Genomic DNA, 19,845 nt, shown 5'->3' on the forward strand with positions numbered 1-19,845 from the left:
AAAACCATATTTAATTAAACAAGAATTAAATTATGAAGAAAACTACTCTTACGAATAAAAAGCTTTATTCAACTCTACTATTTCTATTCGTCCCTTTTCTTTTGTTTTCACAATCACAAACTTTTTCAACTGCTGGTGCTAATACTTTCATTGTACCCTCTGGAATCACCACGGTACAGATTGAAGCTTGGGGAGGTGGTGGAAAAGGAGGAACTAGAACGACAGCAGGTACAAGTGGTGGCGGCGGTGGCGGTGCTTATGTAAAAAAATCGGTCCCTGTGACTGCTGGAACAACTTATAATTTACAAGTTGGGGCAGGAAGTAATACAGCAACAACGACAATTGCAAGCGATACTTGGTTTTCAAACGCAACAACGGTATTGGCCAAAGGAGGTAATAGTGTTGCCAACAATAGTGCTACTGGAGCCAATGGAGGCGGAACAGGATCAATAGGAACGCTTTTATCAGGAGGAAGAGGAGCTGACGGTACCATAGGTAAATATGGCGGCGGCGGCGGCTCTTCAGCAGGTATAGCTCTTGCTGGTACTGACGCTTCAAATGCATCGGGTGCAATTGCTCCAAACGGTGGAGGAAAAGGCGGAGATGCACGATCAATTACTGATGGTTCAGGAAATGTGGGACTTGTCCCTGGCGGCGGTGGTGGTGGTGCTTATCGAACAACCACAGGAACTTCAAATGGAGGAAATGGAGCCACCGGACAACTAAAAATAACTTGGGGAGCACAAGAAATTAATGTATTAGGAAATGCAATAACAATTCCCAGCGGCGATATAACTCCAGTAACATCTGATAATACCGATTTTGGGTCCGTAGATACAAATTCAGGTACAATCATTAGAACCTTTACCATTCAAAATATTGGTTCTAGTACTTTAACTGTAAATTCAATCAGTATTTCAGGAAGTGACTTTACAGTTAGTTCCGCACCAAGTTTTCCTGCTGCCGTATCTGGAGTAAGTAGTTTTTCTTTATCAGTTACTTTTAATCCTACAACCATTGGCACAAAAACAGCCACAGTATCAATTTCTAATACCGATACAAATGAGAATCCCTATACCTTTACTTTACAAGGAATAGGAACACAAACTTTCTTTGATAGTGACGAAGATGGCGTGCTAGACAATGTAGATATTGATGATGACAATGATGGGATCAAGGATGATACTGAAGAATTAAACTGTGAATCTGCAAGTGCAAACAGAGTGAACTATAAATTTTTAAATGAAACTTTTGGATCAGGACCTAGAACTACTATTAATACGACGTACGATGCGTATTCCAGTTATTGTTTTGAAGATGGCTCAGCAGGCGCTAACACTACAGATTGTCCGGACTTAAGTACTACAGATTTGAATGATGGTAAATACACTGTGGGATCCAGCGCACAAATTGCCTCATGGGCTGCACAGTTTTGGTATACAGGTAAAGATCATACTACACCAGCTGATCCAAATGGAAGAATGGCACTCTTCAATGCATCCTATACTCCAGGTATATTTTACACTGCACTAATAACCGGTGCTTTACCCAACATTCCTATTACATATAACTTTTGGGTGTTGAATCTTGACAGAACTGACGCTCCTGGATTAGCAACGCGTTTACGACCTAACATCAAAGTCGAATTTAGAGATCTTAATGATGTATTACTACAAACAGTTACTACAAATTCTATAAATGCAGATGGAAACTGGAAGCAATTTACAGCTAATTTAACTCTCAATGTAAGTGCTTTTAAAGTTATATTCATCAATAATGAAACTGGAGGATTGGGTAACGATTTAGCTTTAGATGACATTTCAATTACACAAACCTTATGCGATTTAGACAACGATGGCGTTGCTGATATGTTTGATTTAGATGCCGATAATGATGGAATTGAAGACGTAATTGAAGTTGGTTTAGGAAATTTAAGCAATGGTAAAGGCAAAATTGATATGGCTTGGACCGATGCAAACGGTAATGGATTACATGACAGTGCCGAATCAAGTGCAGCATTAGCTGCATTGGATTCAGATGGTGACGGAGTTCCAAACTATTTGGATTTAGACAGTGATAATGACAGTCTTTTTGATGTGGATGAATCCAATGCTGGAAACTCTAATGCAGTTGCTGGGTTCATCAATGGTGATGGTGATATTAACGGAGACGGAACCGGAGATGGATTAGATACGGAAGCTTTTAGAAGCAAAGACACTGACGGCAATGGAACTTCGGAACTTTTTGGTGATGGAATATTAGACATTTACGATTACGGTACCGGAGCCAATCAATACGGAAATTTAGGACAAGGAAGTACAATTGCTCCTTTTCTGAATTATCTTTTGGATACTGATGGTGATGGAATTCCGAATTATATTGATGTAAAATCTAACGGAATTACTTTTGATATCGCAAATACGTTGTTAATTTATGATTACAAAACTCTAGATACTAACAACGATGGAATCATTGACGGAACAACTGATACCGACAAAGACGGAATAATGGATGCATTTGATACCAATACCGCTGTTTTTGGTTCTCCAAGAGATTTGCGTACCAAATTATTTCTTGATTTCGACGGTCGAAATGATTACGGACAAAGCACTTCTATTCTTGGTGGTTTAGCCAATGCTTCCTTAATGGCGTGGATCAATTTGAATCCTGCTTTTTCAACAGAAGGCGTTATCGTGGGTCAGGATAAATTCCAAATTCGCATTATAGCAGCCAGAAAACTGGAAGCAGTCGTTAATGGAACCACAATTACTTTTGATACGCCGCTTAATGTTTCCCAATGGTATAATGTTGCCACAGTTTATGACGGAAATAATTTAAAATTATATCTAAACGGAGCTTTAGTGTCTACCCAAGCAGCGTCCGGAAGTATCGCTGCTGATGCATCTTTACTAACCTTAGGAAAAAATCCAATTGCAAACACCAAATATTTTAAAGGAAAAATAGATGAAGTACGCGTTTTCAATGTTGCGCTGACGGATTCACATTTACAAAGAATGGTCTATCAGGAAATTGAGGACTTTGGTTCACAAATTAGAGGAACGGTCATCCCTAAGAATATTGCCACGACTCCTGCTACACTGCCTTTTTCAAACTTATTGCGTTATTACAGAATGGACACCTACAAAGATGACATTATTGATGACTTGACAACACCGACGATTGATGTAACAGGAACGAAAATTTACAATCATAAAAACATTTACCTGCAACAGGCTCCTTTGCCTTTCGTAACTGAAAGAACAGGAACTTTTGCTACAGCGGTAAACAGTCCTACTAAAGAAATCCGAGGAAATGACATTATGGAAAACGATTGGTCCATTGTCAAAGTACAACATGACATTACAGAAACGGCAAACAACATCGATTTAGGAATGCTGGTCGATTCTGGAAAGAAAATTGTAATGAATAACGATACCAAAATACAAAATGACTGGTATCTAAAATTAGACGGTAAAATTGATTTAACAGGAATGTCACAATTAGTCCAAACTTCGGAGAGTGATTTAGACGTGGCCAGCGCTGGATCTATTGAAAGAGACCAGCAAGGACAATCTAATCTGTACAATTACAACTATTGGAGTTCACCAGTAAGCCCTATAAACACAGTGGCTAACAATACGGACTATACAGTAAATGGGGTGTTTAGAGACGGAACTAACCCTGCAGCACCTGCAAATATTACCTGGATAAGCGGTTACAACGGAGCACCTACAAACCCAATTAGTTTGGCGCGCTACTGGCTTTATAAATTTGACAATTATGCTAGCACTTACGCAAATTGGGTGCAAATAAATGAAACAAGTCCGTTGCGAGCTGGTCAGGGATTTACTCTAAAAGGTAGCGGAGCAGCATCTGGAACTCAAAATTATACCTTTACAGGTAAACCAAATAATGGAACAATACTGACTAATAGTGTAAGTGCCGACCAATTATTACTTACCGGAAATCCATACCCATCCGCTCTGGATGCGTATGCTTTCATAAATGACAATCTCAATTCAGTAGACCGAGTTGAAGATGTTGGTTTAGACGGGACTATTTATTTCTGGGAACATTCCTCTAATAATAATACACATATTTTAAAAGATTATTTAGGTGGATACTCCGTACTCAATTTATCCGGCGGTTTACCACCAGTAGTTCCTGATTTGATCAGTGGTGTTGGGTTGAGTAATAAAATTCCAAAGCAACATATTCCTGTAGGACAAGGTTTCTTTGTGTACGGAAAAACAGGTGGTGGCGGAACTGTAATCTTTAATAATGGGCAACGGGCATTTCAGAGAGAAACGGATGCTACCTCCAATACCCTTTTTAAAATTAAAGCTAAAGCCAAAACAGAAAATGCATGGGATACAAATGCAAATGATCCGATACAGAAAGACACGTTAAAAAGAATTCGCTTGGGATTCAATTCAACTAATAATTTTCACCGTCAAGTATTGTTAGCATTCATGCAAGAGAAAGCAACTAGTGCAATTGATTATGGGTATGACGGGTATATCTTAGATAATTTTCCGAACGATATGTATTTCTTAAACGGAGCAGATCAGCTGGTGATTCAAGGTGAAGGCTATTTTGACATGGAGTCCTCCTACCCTATTGGTGTAAAAACAGATCGCGAAGGAAAAATAAAATTCATGATCGATGATATAGAGAATTTTGAAACCAACCAACCCATTTTTGTGTATGATGATGAGACTAAATTATATCATAACATCAGGAATGAAACTTTTGAAATTACGCTTCCAATAGGGGAATTTCACAACCGTTTTTCATTGCGTTTCAAAGACAAAACACTTGGTACAAATGAAGAGAACAGGAGCACAAATGATATTATAATTCTACATTCACAAAATAGAAATGCACTTGTAATCAATAATAAATTACTAGATACGACAGTTCAAGAAGTTACCTTATTCAATATTCTGGGACAGGCTGTTGCTATGTGGGAGGTAGAAAACCAAGGTCAGGAAAACATCCAGCTTCCTATTAAGAAAGTGAATTCAGGAGTTTATATTGCAAAAATTAAAACCTCGACAGGAGTTCTCAGCAAAAAGATAATTATTAAATAATTCGATTTTTGCTTTGAAAAAAACAAATTCAATTAAGTAAATATTAAGATATTTTGAACTGATTAATTTGAATTATTATTTATATTTGGATGGAAATTTAAGATTAACATCCAAAGAAAGAAAACCAATTAAATAATATAAAATGAAAAAAATAGTAACAATTGTAGCAATTGCATTCCTTACCATAAGCGTTAATGCACAAGAAATAAAAGCTGTCGCTAAAGACCAAGCAAAAAAAGAATCCTGTTGTGCAAAAAAAGACTCTAAGTCAAAAGGAATGACTGCAGCTGAAGTTGAAAAATGCAAAACAAAATGCAAAGCTGATGGAAAAAAATGTGATGCTTCTATGGCTAAAACAAGTGGTAAAAAATGCTAATCTAAAAAGATTCTTATTATATTTAACAGAAAACGCCTCTAAAATTTAGAGGCGTTTTCTGTTTATTTAAACCTGTCAGTTAACTGTTTTTTATTTGATTCGTACACTCCATTCAAAATCCATTTCGGAGACTTGTATTCCCTTTTCATCTGTTCCTATAGATTTCATCCAAAAGGTTTGCCCTTCTCCGGTCGCAATAGTTTCTTGAATCGCTTTTTCTATTAAATGCCCGTCCTTGCAGGTAAAAGTGATTCTTCCTGTCGCTTTTTTGGTGAAATTTCCTTTATTATTGGCTACCAACATCGAGATTTTCCTGCCGCTTTTTTGAATTTGAAACATCACCAAAGCTCCCGTAGAAAGCTCTGCCGCCATGGCTTGTACCGCAAAATACATGGAGTTAAATGGATTTTGGTTGATCCAACGGTGTTTCACAGAAACTACACATTGGTTCTCATCTATTGTTTTTACGCGTACTCCACATATAAATGCCGACGGTAATTTGAACAATAGAAATTTATTAAGTTTTGATGCTGTAAGTTTCATTTTTACTAGGTTTTTTGCTAAAATACAAAAAAATAGTATGCGTACATATAAAATTAATTTGTTAATATTATGTTAATATTTGGTACTATGCGAAACAAGATACTGTCTTTTAGACATATATTTGCATAAGAAATTACTATGTAGCCTATTTGCTATTACAGTTAACCAGTTTCAATCATCAAAATCAAAAAAAATGGAAACAACTACTGAAAAAAACATCGCAACATTTACACATTTGAGTTCATTAACTCAATACTTCATTCCTTTTGGAAATTATATTTTCCCAATAGTGCTTTGGAGTACTAAAAAAGAGGAATCTGAATTTGTGGATCACCACGGAAAACAAGTCCTGAATTTTCAATTGAGTTTACTTTTGTACTCTTTACTGTTGATTATGATTGCAGTTCCTGCGTTTCTTATTTCAGTATTTAGAGACACTTCATTTGAAACATTAGTAAATCATCATGATATTACGCTTTCAAATTTCAACTTTGAAAATAATATTGGAGCGCTAACAGTTGGATTAATTTGTGTTTTGATTTTTGGACTTTTGAAAGTAGCTGAATTCTTTTTGATTATTTACGCTTCAATCAAAACATCAAACGGAGAAAAATATAAATATCCAATAACGATTCCGTTCATTAAATAAGGAAGCATTCAGATTAAAAGAAAATAGACGTAATACTTAAAGCAAACGAACTAGCCCTGATTAAAACGGCATCCTTTACTTGCTTCTTTAAGCAAGTAAAGATAAAGTGGAAAGCAGGAATATGCTCCAAAAAATAAATCAATCATCAATCAAAAAATGAACTATTTAATCAACACAAAATCAAAAAAAAAGAAATTATGAACATTGAAAACACAAAAGCCCAGATGCGAAAAGGTGTTCTCGAGTTTTGCATCCTATCTGTTTTAAAAGAAAAAGATGCCTACACATCGGAAATACTGGACACTTTGAAAAACGCAAAATTATTAGTCGTAGAGGGAACCATTTATCCGCTGCTAACGCGACTTAAAAACGACGGATTACTCAACTACCGTTGGGAAGAATCCACGTCAGGACCGCCAAGAAAATATTATGGTCTGACCGAAATTGGACAAACTTTTTTAAACGAATTGAATGGTACCTGGACTGAATTATCCGATGCCGTAAACCTAATAACCAACCAAAAACAATAGTCATGAACAAAACTGTAAATATAAACCTAGGCGGAATGTTCTTTCATATAGATGAAGATGCATACCAAAAAATGACACGCTATTTTGACGCTATAAAACGTTCTTTATCTAATTCATCAGGACACGATGAGATTATCAAAGATATTGAAATGCGTGTTTCGGAATTATTGAACGAAAAACAAAAATCAGACAAATATGTTATTGGTTTGAAAGATGTAGATGAAGTGATTGCCGTAATGGGACAACCGGAAGATTACATCATTGAAGATGAATTGAAAGGAGCAAATACCTACAACAGCAATACAACCAGAAGAACAAAAAAATTATACCGTGACCGAGAAAAAGGGATGATAGGTGGTGTTTCGGCTGGATTAGGACATTACTTTGGCGTTGATGCAGTGTGGATCAGAATCGTGCTTATCCTATTGGTTTTTGCGGGATTTGGAACTGGAATCTTAGCCTATATCATTCTTTGGATTGTGACTCCGGAAGCAATCACAACTACAGAAAAACTAGAAATGACTGGAGAACCGGTTACGATTTCAAACATTGAAAAAAAAGTAAGAGAAGAGTTTGAAAATGTTTCTGACAAGATAAAAAATGCAGATTATGATAAATATGGCAACCAAATAAAATCAGGTGCTGGTAAAATAGGAAATTCTTTTGGTGATTTTATCATGAGCATTTTCAAGATTTTCGCTAAATTCTTAGGCGTAATTCTAATCATCACCGGAATAACAGTATTGTTTTTTCTGTTAATAGGTATTTTCACCTTAGGTTCCGGTGCATTCATTGATTTCCCTTGGCAAGGTTTTATTGAAGCAGGTAATTTTACGGATTATCCGGTGTGGGCTTTTGGACTTTTGATGTTCTTTGCTGTTGGAATCCCTTTCTTTTTCCTGACCTTACTAGGTTTCAAATTATTAGCGCCAAACATGAAATCTATTGGGAATATTGCAAAATACACGTTGCTTGCACTGTGGTTAATTGCAGTTTCATTAGCGATATCAATTGGAATTAAACAAGCCAGCGCATTTGCAGTTGATGGTCGAGTAGTTAAAAAAGAAACAATCAATTTGAATCCGAATGATACGCTTTTCATCAAATTCAAACATAATGATTATTTTGCTAAAAATGTGGAAGACCGTAATGATTTCATGGTAACACAAGATTCTACCGGAACTGATATCATTTATTCAAATGAAGTTAGTTTTAAAATTGAAAAAACAGATGAAAAACTACCTTACCTTCAGGTTGAAAAAGAAGCGAGCGGAAGATCGTTATCTGAGGCAAAAAACAGAGCCGAACAAATTAAATACAGTTACAAAATTATTGGTAACCAATTGATTTTAGACAATTATTTACTAACGGAATTAAAAAACAAATACAGAGACCAAGAGATTGAAATAACATTATTTGTACCAGAAGGACTACTGTTAAAAGTTGATTCTAGTGTTCAAAATTACGACAGATCAGACGATGAATATTTTAATTTACACTACAGTTCAGACAATTACATTTACAAAGTAGAAAATTCTCAAATAAAATGTTTAAATTGTCCCGCAGATGAAAACGAATATAATGACGTTGATACTGATACTGAAAATGACAGCATCGAAACGTCAGTTACCATTAATGAAGACGGAGTTTCTGTGACGAATGACACTTTGATTAATTCAAAAAAGAATCTTAAAGAATTAAAAATAAATAAAGACGGTATCATCATTAAAACAAACTAATCATGTTAAAAGTCATCACATTAATTACCAAATTCATTCTGGTTGTCTTAACGGCTTTGTTATTCGCTTCCTGCAACCACTCCATTAACTTGAATTCAATAGAAGGAAGCGGAAATGTCACCACCGAGAAAAGAAATGTTGAAGATGATTTCAAAAGCATAGAAGTTAACAATTCGATAGATCTTGTCATAGAACAATCAGATAAAACGGAAATAGTGGTTGAAGCTGATGATAATTTACAAAAACACATTACTACCAGAGTAGAAAATGGGACTCTTGTTATTTCATTTGATAAAAATTCTTTTTCGAATGCTGGTTCTAAAAAAGTAACAGTAAAAATGCCTATAATTGATGAATTAGAAGCAACAAGCGCCGCTACAATCACGAGCAAGAATACACTGAAAGGCGAAAATATCCGTTTGAATACCTCTAGTGCTGCCTCCATTGATATTAGTATCGAATCGGATAATATTACTTGTGATTCCAGCAGCGGAAGTACAATCACAATAAATGGAAAAGCACTTCAGATGAAAACCACCGCATCAAGTGGGAGCGAAATTAATGCTGATGAATTATTAGCTAATGAGGTAACTGCCGATGTTTCCAGTGGAGCTTCCATAAGTGTTCATCCCATTGTAAAATTAGTGGCACAAGCATCCAGCGGGGGAAATATCTCCTACGCCGTACAACCAAAATCGATTCAAAAAGAAACAAGTTCTGGGGGCAGTATAAGCCGACAATAGCAAATACTTCAAGTAAATATAATAGAAATCATCCATCACAAGTGGATGATTTTTTTATATTTGTGTAGACTCAAACCAACTAATCATGAAAAAATATACACTTATACTCCTGCTCCTTTTATCAACCGCATTGACTTTGGCACAGAAAAAGGAAAAAATAAAAGGATCAAAAACGGTCACGGTTGAGCAACGGGAGGTAGGGAATTTTGAAGCATTGGTAATCGAAGATAACCTCGAAGTCCATTTGCAAAGAGGCGAAAGAACCGAACTAAAAATTGAAGCTGATGACAACCTGCACGATATTATTTCTTTGGATTTAAGTGATAATACTTTGCGAATTTATACCACAAAGCAAGCCACAAATTATAAAAAAATCATCGTCAGAGTTACGTATACCAAAGATTTGAATCTCATAACCTCAAAAGATGAATCGACCGTCAACGCGATACAGGAACTTTTACTGAATACCATTACACTAAAAGCACATGATGCTTCCAAATTATTTTTGAATGTCAACACCAAGGATTTCTTACTTCAATCAGACGATAAATCAAAAACAGAATTGAATTTAAAATCCGAAAATGCGGCCATCGAATTAAGTAAAAATGCATCTTTGAAAGCCTTAGTGAACACTACTGATTTAAAAGTGGATATGTATCAAAAATCAGATGCTACATTGGAGGGGAGTTCTATAAATACGATGATACGATTGGACAATAACGCCTCATTTACCGGAAACAAATTCACAACAAAAAATGCGGATATCACCACTGAAAGTTATTCCAGCTGCAGTTTATTTACCGAAACAGCCGTGATTATTGATGCCGCTAATAAATCAGAAATCCAATTGGTGGGTTCCCCCAAAATTGAAATACGAAAATTTGCCGATGAAGCAAAATTGATTAAAAAGTTGAAATAGTCCTCTCCCCGACCCTCTTCAAAGGAGAGGGAGAAAAACTGGATTGATAGTATATAATAACCAATAAAAAGTCCCACTTGCTATGCAAATGGGACTTTTTAAATTTTAACTTTTCTGACTAAGATTATTCTTTAGCAGCCAAATATCTTTCGGCATCAAGAGCAGCCATACAACCTGTTCCAGCTGCAGTAATCGCTTGACGATATACATGATCCGCAGCATCACCTGCTACAAAAACGCCTTCAACATTTGTTTTTGAAGTTCCTGGAGTATTGATAATATATCCTGTTTCATCTAATGTGATAAAATCTTTGAAAATATCTGTATTTGGTTTGTGACCAATCGCTACGAAGAAACCTGTGGCAGGAATGTCAAAAACTTCATTAGTCGTTTTATTTAAAGCCTTAACACCAGTAACTACTTGTTCATCGCCTAACACTTCAACAGTATCGTGATTCATTAATATGGTAATGTTCTCCGTTTTACGAACGCGCTCTTCCATGATTTTAGAAGCTCTGAATTTTTCGCTGCGTACTAACATCGTTACTTTTTTACAAAGTTTGGACAAATAATGAGCTTCTTCACAAGCTGAATCACCAGCTCCCACGATTACAACTTCTTGATTTCTATAGAAAAAACCGTCGCAGACAGCACATGCCGAAACTCCGCCACCCATTTTCAAATAGTGTTGTTCTGATGGCATCCCTAAATATTTAGCCGATGCTCCTGTAGAAATAATTACTGTTTCGCAATGCAATTCTATCGTATCATTGATCCAAACTTTATGAATATCGCCCGAGAAATCAACTCTTGTAGCCCAACCATCACGTACATCAGTTCCAAAACGCTGAGCCTGTGCTTGTAACCCAACCATCATTTCTGGACCTGTAATTCCTTCTGGGTTTCCAGGCCAATTTTCTACTTCATTAGTTGTTGTTAGCTGACCACCAGGCTGCATTCCTTGGTACAAAACAGGATTCATGTTTGCTCTGGCGGCATAAATTGCGGCAGTATATCCTGCTGGACCAGAACCTATAATAAGACATTTAATTTTTTCGATTGTATCTGACATATTGGTGTTTCTTTTGAATTTAACAGTGCAAAAATAGAATATTATTGCTGTACTACTGAACTAGAAGTATCAGTTTTAATTATTCTGGAATAAAAAAATCCCTTCTGTGAGAACAGAAAGGATCAATTTGTCGGGGTGGCAGGATTCGAACCTGCGGCCTCCTGCTCCCAAAGCAGGCGCGATAACCGAGCTACGCTACACCCCGAAAGCGGGTGCAAATATAGCACTATTTTTGGCTTCTGCAAAACTATTTCAGAAATAAGAAATAAATTTATTTATTGCGAAAATTAGTTCGGAAATACAAATAATTTTATTTTCCAAAGCATTATTCAATCACAACTCTCTTAGCCCGGATGGCAGTAAAAAGCTTCGATGAGCTGCTCCCATTTTTTCTTGACAGAAAAGAGCGACCAAAGGAAGCTCCTTTTATGGCATTAGAAAAAACCGGGAGCAGCTCAAGAACTTGTAGCGCACAGCTGGAATAGCTCCTATTCAATAAAATCCATTTTAAAAAAATAGGAATCTGTCAAAGGGCAAGGAATCAAGCTTTAACGAATGTTAACAAAATAGATTTTTAGAAACCATAAATAATTGTATTTTTACGGTTCAAAATTTAGAAAAATAAATGGGCAAAATCATCGCGATTGCTAATCAAAAAGGAGGAGTTGGAAAGACTACAACATCAGTTAATCTTGCTGCTTCATTAGGAGTTTTAGAAAAGAAAGTATTACTTATAGATGCTGATCCACAGGCAAATGCGTCATCAGGATTAGGAATTGACGTTGAATCTGTTGAAATAGGAACGTACCAAATTCTAGAACATAGTCATACCCCAAAAGAGGCCATCATAAAATGTTCTGCTATAAATGTAGATGTGATTCCATCGCATATTGATCTTGTTGCCATTGAAATCGAATTAGTCGACAAAGAAAACAGGGAATATATGCTTAAAAAAGCATTGGAAAGTGTCAAAGATGATTATGATTTCATCATTATTGATTGTGCGCCATCGCTGGGATTACTTACCTTGAATGCTTTGACCGCAGCTGACTCGGTTATTATTCCTATTCAGTGTGAGTATTTTGCATTGGAAGGTTTAGGAAAATTACTGAACACCATAAAAAGTATACAAAAAATTCATAATCCGGATTTAGATATCGAAGGATTATTATTGACCATGTTTGACTCCCGTTTACGTTTGTCAAATCAAGTGGTTGAAGAAGTTCAGAAACATTTTAACGACATGGTTTTTGAGACTATTATTCAGAGAAATGTAAAATTGAGCGAAGCACCTAGTTTTGGCGAAAGCATTATAAACTACGACGCAACAAGCAAAGGCGCAACTAATTACCTGCACCTGGCTCAAGAAGTTATAAAGAAAAACAGTAAATAGGTTTATGGCAAAAGCACTTAAAAAACAAGCCTTAGGAAGAGGATTATCCGCATTATTGAAAGATCCGGAAAACGATATTAAATCTGTTGACGATAAAAATGCCGATAAGGTTGTAGGAAATATTATTGAGCTTGAAATTGAGGCGATTGAAATAAATCCGTTTCAGCCAAGAAGCAATTTCAATGAAGAATCATTGCGAGAATTAGCGACTTCTATCAAAGAATTAGGCGTTATTCAACCCATTACCGTACGTAAACTAGACTTCAATAAATACCAATTGATTTCAGGGGAACGTCGTCTTCGCGCATCCACTCTTGTAGGATTGAAAACCGTCCCTGCATACATTAGGATTGCAAATGACAACGAATCACTGGTTATGGCCTTGGTGGAAAACATCCAACGCCATGATTTAGACCCAATTGAAATTGCGCTTTCCTACCAGCGTTTGATTGACGAAATTCAACTGACTCAGGAACAAATGAGTGAGCGCGTAGGAAAAAAACGCTCTACTATTGCTAATTACTTAAGACTTTTGAAACTGGATCCGATAATCCAAACTGGAATTCGCGATGGTTTCATCAGTATGGGTCATGGTCGTGCAATAATCAATATCGAAGATCAAGACATTCAAACTGATATTTACCAAAAAATTGTCAGCCAAAATCTGTCCGTTCGTGATACCGAAGCTTTGGTAAAAAACTACCAGGAAAGTTTAAAACCTAAACCTGCCGGAAAACCAAAAGCTGCTTCGTTTGAAATCGCTGATGCTCAAAAAAGCACTTTTACGAATTATTTTGGCACCAAAGTAGATGTGAAAGTAGCCGGAAACGGTAAAGGGAAAATCACAATTCCATTTCACTCTGAAGAAGACTTCAACAGAATCATCAAATTAATAAACGAATAGTGAATAAAATCATTATCATCGCTCTATTCCTTTTTATAGTAGGAAACACTGCTGTTTTTGCACAAACGGAAACAGAAGCGATGTTGGTCGCCAAAGATACTTTGAAATCAAATGATATAGATCCGTTGACTCCTGCAAAAGCCGCTTTTTTTTCAGCTGTTTTACCGGGTTTGGGGCAGGCTTACAATAAAAAATACTGGAAAATACCGCTCGTATACGGGGCTTTGGGAACGAGTATTTATTTTTATGTTGACAATAATAAAAAATACCATCAGTACAGAGATGCTTACAAAAGCAGACTGGAAGGGTATGTTACAGACGATTTAGCTTTTCTGGACAACAATCGATTAATTGCCGGACAGAAATTTTACCAACGCAACCGCGATTTATCTGCTTTGGTTACGCTGGCATTTTACGCATTGAATATTCTTGATGCTAATGTGGATGCCGCTTTAATCCAATTTAATGTAGATGAAAACTTGTCCGTAAGACCGGTTCTTTATCCGAATGATGTAACATTAAAGACAAATGTGGGACTAACTTTTAATTACAGTTTTTAGAACCCAAATATTAGTTTAAAAACGGAATTAAATAAAAAGAACAGCTCGTCATGTCATTACTCAATAAAATCGGGAAGAAATATTTTTTTATTGGAACTACAATTTTATTACTAATCACTTTAGTAAACTATTCCGAAAATAAAACATTCGATCCCATCCGAATGAATACCTTCTTTTCAGGATTTATTGCCGGAGTTTTATTAGCATTATTGGCTGCAGGACTATTAAAATATTCAAAATTTAAAAAATAAACAAATGAAAATTGCGCTTTTAGGATACGGAAAAATGGGCCAGGTAATTGAAAGAATTGCACTGGAAAGAGGCCATGAAATCGTTTTGAAAAAAGATGAAAACAACACTTTTGATGGCCTTTCAAATGCTGATGTGGCAATTGATTTTAGTGTTCCAACAGCAGCTGTTAGTAATATTTCAAATTGTTTCCAAGCAAATGTTCCCGTAATTTCAGGAACAACAGGATGGCTGGAAAACTATGATGAAGTAGCGGCACTTTGTAATGAAAAAAACGGAGCATTTATCTCGAGTTCTAACTTTAGTTTAGGCGTAAATATATTTTTTGAAGTCAACGAATATTTGGCTAAAATCATGTCAAAATTCGATAGCTATAAAGTTTCAATGGAAGAAATCCATCACACACAGAAACTGGATGCACCAAGCGGTACGGCGATTTCATTGGCTAAAGGAATCATCGAAAATAGTTCATACATGGATTGGACATTAGAAAATGCGGAAGCGAAGCAAATTCATATTGAAGCAAAGCGAATTGGTACTGTGCCGGGAACGCACACCGTAACGTATAATTCCTCCGTAGACGCAATCGAAATTAAACATACCGCACACAATCGCGAAGGATTTGCACTTGGTGCTGTAATTGCAGCAGAATGGATTGTGGGAAAACAAGGCATTTTTACCATGAAAGATGTTTTAGAATTAAAATAAAATTATTCGCCTGTTTAAGAAAATTTCCAACGAAAACAGTCTTAAACTTTAAACTTTAAACAAAAAAAACTATGTCAGTATATCAATGGTTTGTATTTTTTCTGCTTTTACAAATAGTTCACTTTTTAGGAACCTGGAAATTATATGAAGCTGCAGGAAGAAAAAAATGGGAAGCTGCAGTGCCCGTTTACAATGCAATTGTTTTAATGAAGATTATAGGTCGTCCTAGTTGGTGGACAATCTTATTATTTATACCAATTATCAATTTGATTATTTTTCCGGTCGTTTGGGTAGAAACACTGAGAAGCTTTGGAAAAAGATCTGGATTAGATACTTTTTTAGTATTGATAACCTTGGGATTGTACCTATATTATATCAATTACACACAAAAATTAAATTACATTTCGGATAGAAGTTTAAGCCCGCAAAATAAAGCTGCGGACACCGTTAGTTCTTTACTTTTTGCTATTGTTGTAGCTACAATCGTGCACACTTATTTTATTCAACCGTACACAATTCCAACTCCTTCATTGGAAAAATCATTATTAGTAGGTGATTTTTTATTTGTAAGCAAAATGAATTATGGCGCAAGAGTTCCCATGACAACAGTAGCTTTACCAATGGTTCACGACTCTATTCCTTTGACAAAAAGCAAATCCTACCTGACTTGGCCTCAATTGCCTTACATGAGAATGCCGGGAATTCAAAATATTGATCGTACAGATATCGTAGTTTTTAACTGGCCGGTCGATACTGTTTATAGATTTTTTGACACTTCAAAAAGACGTGCTTATAAACCCGTAGACAAAAAATCAAATTATGTAAAAAGATGCGTTGGAATTCCGGGTGATAATTTATCTATAAAAGACGGTATGGTCTACATTGATGGTAAAATATTGCAATTACCTGAACGAGCGAAACCACAATTCTCTTATAAAATAGCATTAGACGGTAAAACACCAATCGATTTTGAATCTTTATTTAAAGATTTAGACGTAACGGATCCTGCTGGTTTTATAGACCAGACGAGAAGAGATACTATTTTTATGAGTGCATTGACTGAAGCCGGAGCGGAAAGATTAAAAAGCACACCCGGAATTACGGCTGTAATCAGACAAATTTCTCGAGAAGATGACAATAGTGTTTTCCCACATATCAATAAATGGAATCGTGATAATTATGGTCCCGTTTACATTCCGGAAGAAGGAAAAACAGTAGCATTAACCACCGAAACATTGCCATTTTATAAAGCCATTATTACCGATTATGAGAATAATGATTTAAAAGTAAACGGTTCCGAAATTAGAATAAACGGCGAAATAGCTACTACTTATACTTTCAATCAGAACTATTACTTTATGATGGGTGACAACCGTCACAACTCAGAGGACAGCCGCTATTGGGGATTTGTTCCTGAAAATCATATCGTAGGGAAACCTATTTTTATCTGGTTAAGTATCGATCCAAACGGTAAAGGAATAAATAAAATTCGTTGGGACAGAGTTTTCACAACCGTTAGCGGTGAAGGTCAACCACAATCTTATTTCAAATTATTTCTGCTTGGATTGATAATTTTCTTCGTAGGAGAATATTTTTGGAAAAAAAGAAAAGCGAGTAAAGTTTAAATAAAAAAGGTTTAAAGTTTAAGGTTTAAAGTCAGACGACTGCCTTGAACTTTAAACTTTAAAATAACAAATCATCAAATGGAAATTCTCCTCCATCCCACCTATTTCCCATCAATCAGCCATTTTGTGGCTATGGCTCAATCAGAAAATATTACATTTGAAATAGAAGATAATTTCCAGAAACAGACAAACCGCAATCGCACTTATATTTACAGTCCAAACGGCATTCAGTTATTGAATATTCCTGTAAAACATTCGAAAGAAAGCCATCAAAAAACGAAAGATATTAGAATCGAAAGTGATTTTGACTGGCAGAAACAACATTTCAAATCACTGGAAGCAGCTTATAGAAATTCTCCTTTTTTCGAATTTTTTGAAGATGATATCCGACCTCTTTTTGAAAAAAAATATGATTTTTTGTTGGATCTAAATTTTGAAGCGTTGGCTATTCTGTCCAAATGTCTTAGAATGAAAATTGATTATGAAACTACAACTGAATATTTTCATGATGTAGACAAAGCTGTAATTACAGATGTCAGAGCGTTGGTAAACGGAAAAAAAGACCTTTCGATATTTGAAAACTACACACAGGTTTTTGATGACAAATATGGATTTATCAACAATTTGAGTGCTCTGGATTTACTTTTCAATGAAGGAAAATATGCTGCTGAATATTTAAAAACCCAAAAACTGATTATCAAATAGTTTTTTAAAGTCGGCTTTTATTCTAACGATAATCTTGCCATTATGGGAAAATGATCTGAGTTTACAAAACTTGGAAAATGCTCAAAACTCTTAACCTTCATTTTTTCATCAGCAAAAATGTAATCAATACGCGCTGGATAATACCTGAATTTATAAGTTTCTCCAAAACCAGTTCCCGCTTCCTCGAAACTATCTTTCATCTTACCTTTTATACTTCGATAAACATACGAAAAAGCACTATTATTCATGTCTCCGCAAATAATAGTTGGGTAAATACATTTCATTTTGTGCTCCTTAAACAATTCTGCTTGTTGCTGTTGTTGCTTGAACGCTTTACTTATTCTGATGAAAAGCATTTGTGATTTTTGCTGATTTATAGCATCAATATTCTCATCAATTTCGTTCACATCAGGAGAAATCTTGATAGACTGCAAATGCATATTGTACACCCTGATGATATCTTTCCCTTTTTTAATATCTGCAAAGACTACGTTATTGCTGGAATTAGGGAAAATTATATTTCCCTGATCGATAATTGGAAACTTAGAAAAAATTGCCTGACCAGTTTTAATTTGGTTTCCATCGGTAAAAATATACCGATGCGGATAAACTTTCAAATCAATATCGGCAGAAGGAGAATACTCTTGCATGCATAAAATATCGGGGTTTTTATCATTGATGAAAGCTAGAATATCCGAAGGAACATCATCTCTGTCGATCCACCTGAATACATTCAATAACCGAACATTATAACTCATGACGGTAAAATCTTTTTCTTCTTTAGAAAATTTAGGAGACGAAAACTTGTAAAACTTATTTATAAAAGTGATTCCTATTAATAAAACCAAACCCGATACAATCAATTGCTTTTTGAATTGGAATGCCCAATAAATAAAAAACAACGCATTGAAAACAAAAAAAAGTGGCATAAAAAGTGTCAAAACAGACAAAAGCGGAAATGATTTTGGCGCCAAAAAAGGCAAAACATAAGCAATAAAAGTGACAAGGGTTAAAATAATATTCAAAAAAAACATCCCTTTATTAAACCATGACAAATTTTTCATTTTCTCAATTTTTTATTAGTACAAATAGTTGACAGCCGATTTGAAAATTATTTTCCTACTTTGAACAGAAATTCCTTTTCTTCTTTTGTCAAACTATCATAACCAGACTGACTAATTTTATCTAAAATTTCATCAATTTGTTGTTGTGATTTATCTTTTGTAACTATTTTCGAAACGCTTTTCTCTACTGGCTTGCTGTAATTTTTGTGCACTTTTTTGAAGGGTGTCGAAGTATTTTTCTTGAACAAATTGGCAAAAAAAGTAATTACACGAGAAACACTAACACTTAAATCAGTTCCATTTTGTAGCAATTTAATAAAAATAAAACCAAATAAAGCACCTGAAAGATGAGAAATATGTCCACCCATGTTTTCGGAACGCAGCTGCATCAAATCAATAATAATTATCACAGCAGTAACATGCCATAACTTGACATTCCCGATAATCAATAAACGAAGCTCCATCAAAGGATAATAAGTTGTAGTAGCGACTAAAATAGCCATAATTGCCGCAGAAGCTCCAACAATAGGCGCATTAATATTTAAAATATAAAAAACCAAAATATAACATAGTCCAGCAAAAATAGCACTTAACACATACAGACCTAATAATTGCTTCGATGTGAAAAAAGTCATAAATAATCTTCCTGAAAAGTTTAAAACAATCATATTAAAAACGATGTGCATGATGCCGCTGTGAAAAAAAGCATACGAAAGCAACGACCACGGTTTCCAGAGCAAAAGCGCCGGATTAGAGGACAAACTCACATAATGAAGATAATCAATATTGACGCCTAACAAAGATAAAAGCGCAAAAAATAACCACGGAAAAACAAACAAAGCAGCATTCCAAAAGATTAGCTGAGTCACAATTCCTCCTATCTTATATTGTAATTTCAAGTCGTCAATAATATTCATAAGGTAATTGGGATTTAAAAACTGATAGTGAATTCGTATTGTTTAAATGAAATTAC

General features: G+C 35.3%; 18 protein-coding genes and 1 tRNA gene. 14 read left to right on the forward strand and 5 right to left on the reverse strand.

Translation table 11 applies throughout. The annotated features are described in order from the left end of the window. The first annotated feature begins 32 nt into the window (after positions 1-32). Both IWX80_RS10180 and IWX80_RS10185 read left to right on the forward strand, forming a co-directional pair. Positions 33-5,093 (forward strand): LamG-like jellyroll fold domain-containing protein, encoded by a 5,061-nt coding sequence (locus IWX80_RS10180; RefSeq protein ID WP_196853348.1) that lies wholly within the window; start codon positions 33-35, stop codon positions 5,091-5,093. Between the two features lie 142 nt (positions 5,094-5,235). After that, positions 5,236-5,469 (forward strand): hypothetical protein, encoded by a 234-nt coding sequence (locus IWX80_RS10185; RefSeq protein ID WP_113635439.1) that lies wholly within the window; start codon positions 5,236-5,238, stop codon positions 5,467-5,469. Positions 5,470-5,559: 90 nt separating this feature from the next. Here IWX80_RS10185 and IWX80_RS10190 read toward each other — a convergent pair whose 3' ends face one another. After that, entirely contained in the window at positions 5,560-6,012 is a 453-nt protein-coding gene (locus IWX80_RS10190; protein WP_196853349.1) for a DUF4442 domain-containing protein, read from the reverse strand. Between the two features lie 193 nt (positions 6,013-6,205). Between IWX80_RS10190 and IWX80_RS10195 the strand changes: the two genes are divergently transcribed. The 5 genes from IWX80_RS10195 (at position 6,206) to IWX80_RS10215 (ending at position 10,592) form a co-directional block, all read left to right on the forward strand. After that, on the forward strand, positions 6,206-6,661 hold the full coding sequence (locus IWX80_RS10195) for a DUF4870 domain-containing protein (RefSeq protein WP_196853350.1): 456 nt from the start codon (positions 6,206-6,208) through the stop codon (positions 6,659-6,661). A 197-nt stretch (positions 6,662-6,858) separates the two neighbouring features. Further along, positions 6,859-7,191: a PadR family transcriptional regulator gene (locus tag IWX80_RS10200; RefSeq protein ID WP_091205948.1), complete on the forward strand. Its 333-nt coding sequence runs from the start codon at positions 6,859-6,861 to the stop codon at positions 7,189-7,191. Between the two features lie 2 nt (positions 7,192-7,193). Beyond that, positions 7,194-8,930 carry a PspC domain-containing protein gene (locus IWX80_RS10205; RefSeq protein WP_196853351.1) on the forward strand — a complete coding sequence of 579 codons (1,737 nt, stop codon included), beginning with the start codon at positions 7,194-7,196 and terminating at the stop codon, positions 8,928-8,930. 2 nt (positions 8,931-8,932) lie between these two features. Further along, the gene (locus IWX80_RS10210; RefSeq protein WP_196853352.1) at positions 8,933-9,673 is read left to right on the forward strand and encodes a head GIN domain-containing protein; all 741 of its coding nucleotides are present in this window, start codon (positions 8,933-8,935) and stop codon (positions 9,671-9,673) included. Positions 9,674-9,758: 85 nt separating this feature from the next. Beyond that, entirely contained in the window at positions 9,759-10,592 is an 834-nt protein-coding gene (locus tag IWX80_RS10215; protein ID WP_196853353.1) for a GIN domain-containing protein, read from the forward strand. 124 nt (positions 10,593-10,716) lie between these two features. On the opposite strand, the gene trxB is transcribed toward IWX80_RS10215, so the two are convergent. Beyond that, complete coding sequence (trxB, locus tag IWX80_RS10220; RefSeq protein WP_196853354.1) at positions 10,717-11,664, reverse strand: thioredoxin-disulfide reductase; 948 nt, start codon at positions 11,662-11,664, stop codon at positions 10,717-10,719. A gap of 130 nt (positions 11,665-11,794) precedes the next feature. Next, positions 11,795-11,869 (reverse strand) — tRNA-Pro (locus tag IWX80_RS10225). A 420-nt stretch (positions 11,870-12,289) separates the two neighbouring features. On the opposite strand from IWX80_RS10225, the gene IWX80_RS10230 reads away from it, so the two are divergent. The 7 genes from IWX80_RS10230 (at position 12,290) to IWX80_RS10260 (ending at position 17,808) form a co-directional block, all read left to right on the forward strand. Next, positions 12,290-13,057, forward strand: a complete 768-nt coding sequence (locus IWX80_RS10230) for a ParA family protein (protein WP_066082046.1) — start codon at positions 12,290-12,292, stop codon at positions 13,055-13,057. A gap of 4 nt (positions 13,058-13,061) precedes the next feature. Further along, positions 13,062-13,961, forward strand: coding sequence for a ParB/RepB/Spo0J family partition protein (locus IWX80_RS10235; protein ID WP_113635120.1), 900 nt, complete (start codon positions 13,062-13,064; stop codon positions 13,959-13,961). Further along, a complete protein-coding gene (locus IWX80_RS10240) occupies positions 13,961-14,521 on the forward strand; it encodes a DUF5683 domain-containing protein (protein ID WP_196853355.1) in 561 nt (186 codons plus the stop codon). Before IWX80_RS10235 ends, IWX80_RS10240 begins: the two co-directional genes overlap by 1 nt. Before the next feature lie 50 nt (positions 14,522-14,571). Then, positions 14,572-14,772 carry a hypothetical protein gene (locus IWX80_RS10245; RefSeq protein WP_196853356.1) on the forward strand — a complete coding sequence of 67 codons (201 nt, stop codon included), beginning with the start codon at positions 14,572-14,574 and terminating at the stop codon, positions 14,770-14,772. 4 nt (positions 14,773-14,776) lie between these two features. Then, the gene (dapB, locus tag IWX80_RS10250) at positions 14,777-15,478 is read left to right on the forward strand and encodes a 4-hydroxy-tetrahydrodipicolinate reductase (RefSeq protein WP_196853357.1); all 702 of its coding nucleotides are present in this window, start codon (positions 14,777-14,779) and stop codon (positions 15,476-15,478) included. 71 nt (positions 15,479-15,549) lie between these two features. Continuing rightward, positions 15,550-17,103 carry a signal peptidase I gene (gene lepB, locus IWX80_RS10255; RefSeq protein WP_196853358.1) on the forward strand — a complete coding sequence of 518 codons (1,554 nt, stop codon included), beginning with the start codon at positions 15,550-15,552 and terminating at the stop codon, positions 17,101-17,103. 78 nt (positions 17,104-17,181) lie between these two features. Beyond that, the gene (locus tag IWX80_RS10260) at positions 17,182-17,808 is read left to right on the forward strand and encodes a WbqC family protein (RefSeq protein WP_196853359.1); all 627 of its coding nucleotides are present in this window, start codon (positions 17,182-17,184) and stop codon (positions 17,806-17,808) included. A 17-nt stretch (positions 17,809-17,825) separates the two neighbouring features. Here the strand turns inward: IWX80_RS10260 and IWX80_RS10265 are convergent, their stop codons facing one another. Both IWX80_RS10265 and IWX80_RS10270 read right to left on the reverse strand, forming a co-directional pair. Continuing rightward, positions 17,826-18,872, reverse strand: coding sequence for an endonuclease/exonuclease/phosphatase family protein (locus tag IWX80_RS10265; protein WP_196853360.1), 1,047 nt, complete (start codon positions 18,870-18,872; stop codon positions 17,826-17,828). Between the two features lie 47 nt (positions 18,873-18,919). Further along, positions 18,920-19,789, reverse strand: coding sequence for a rhomboid family intramembrane serine protease (locus IWX80_RS10270; protein WP_196853361.1), 870 nt, complete (start codon positions 19,787-19,789; stop codon positions 18,920-18,922). Positions 19,790-19,845: the final 56 nt, after the last annotated feature.

Source organism: Flavobacterium sp. CAN_S2 (assembly GCF_015752255.1).
GTDB lineage: Bacteria > Bacteroidota > Bacteroidia > Flavobacteriales > Flavobacteriaceae > Flavobacterium.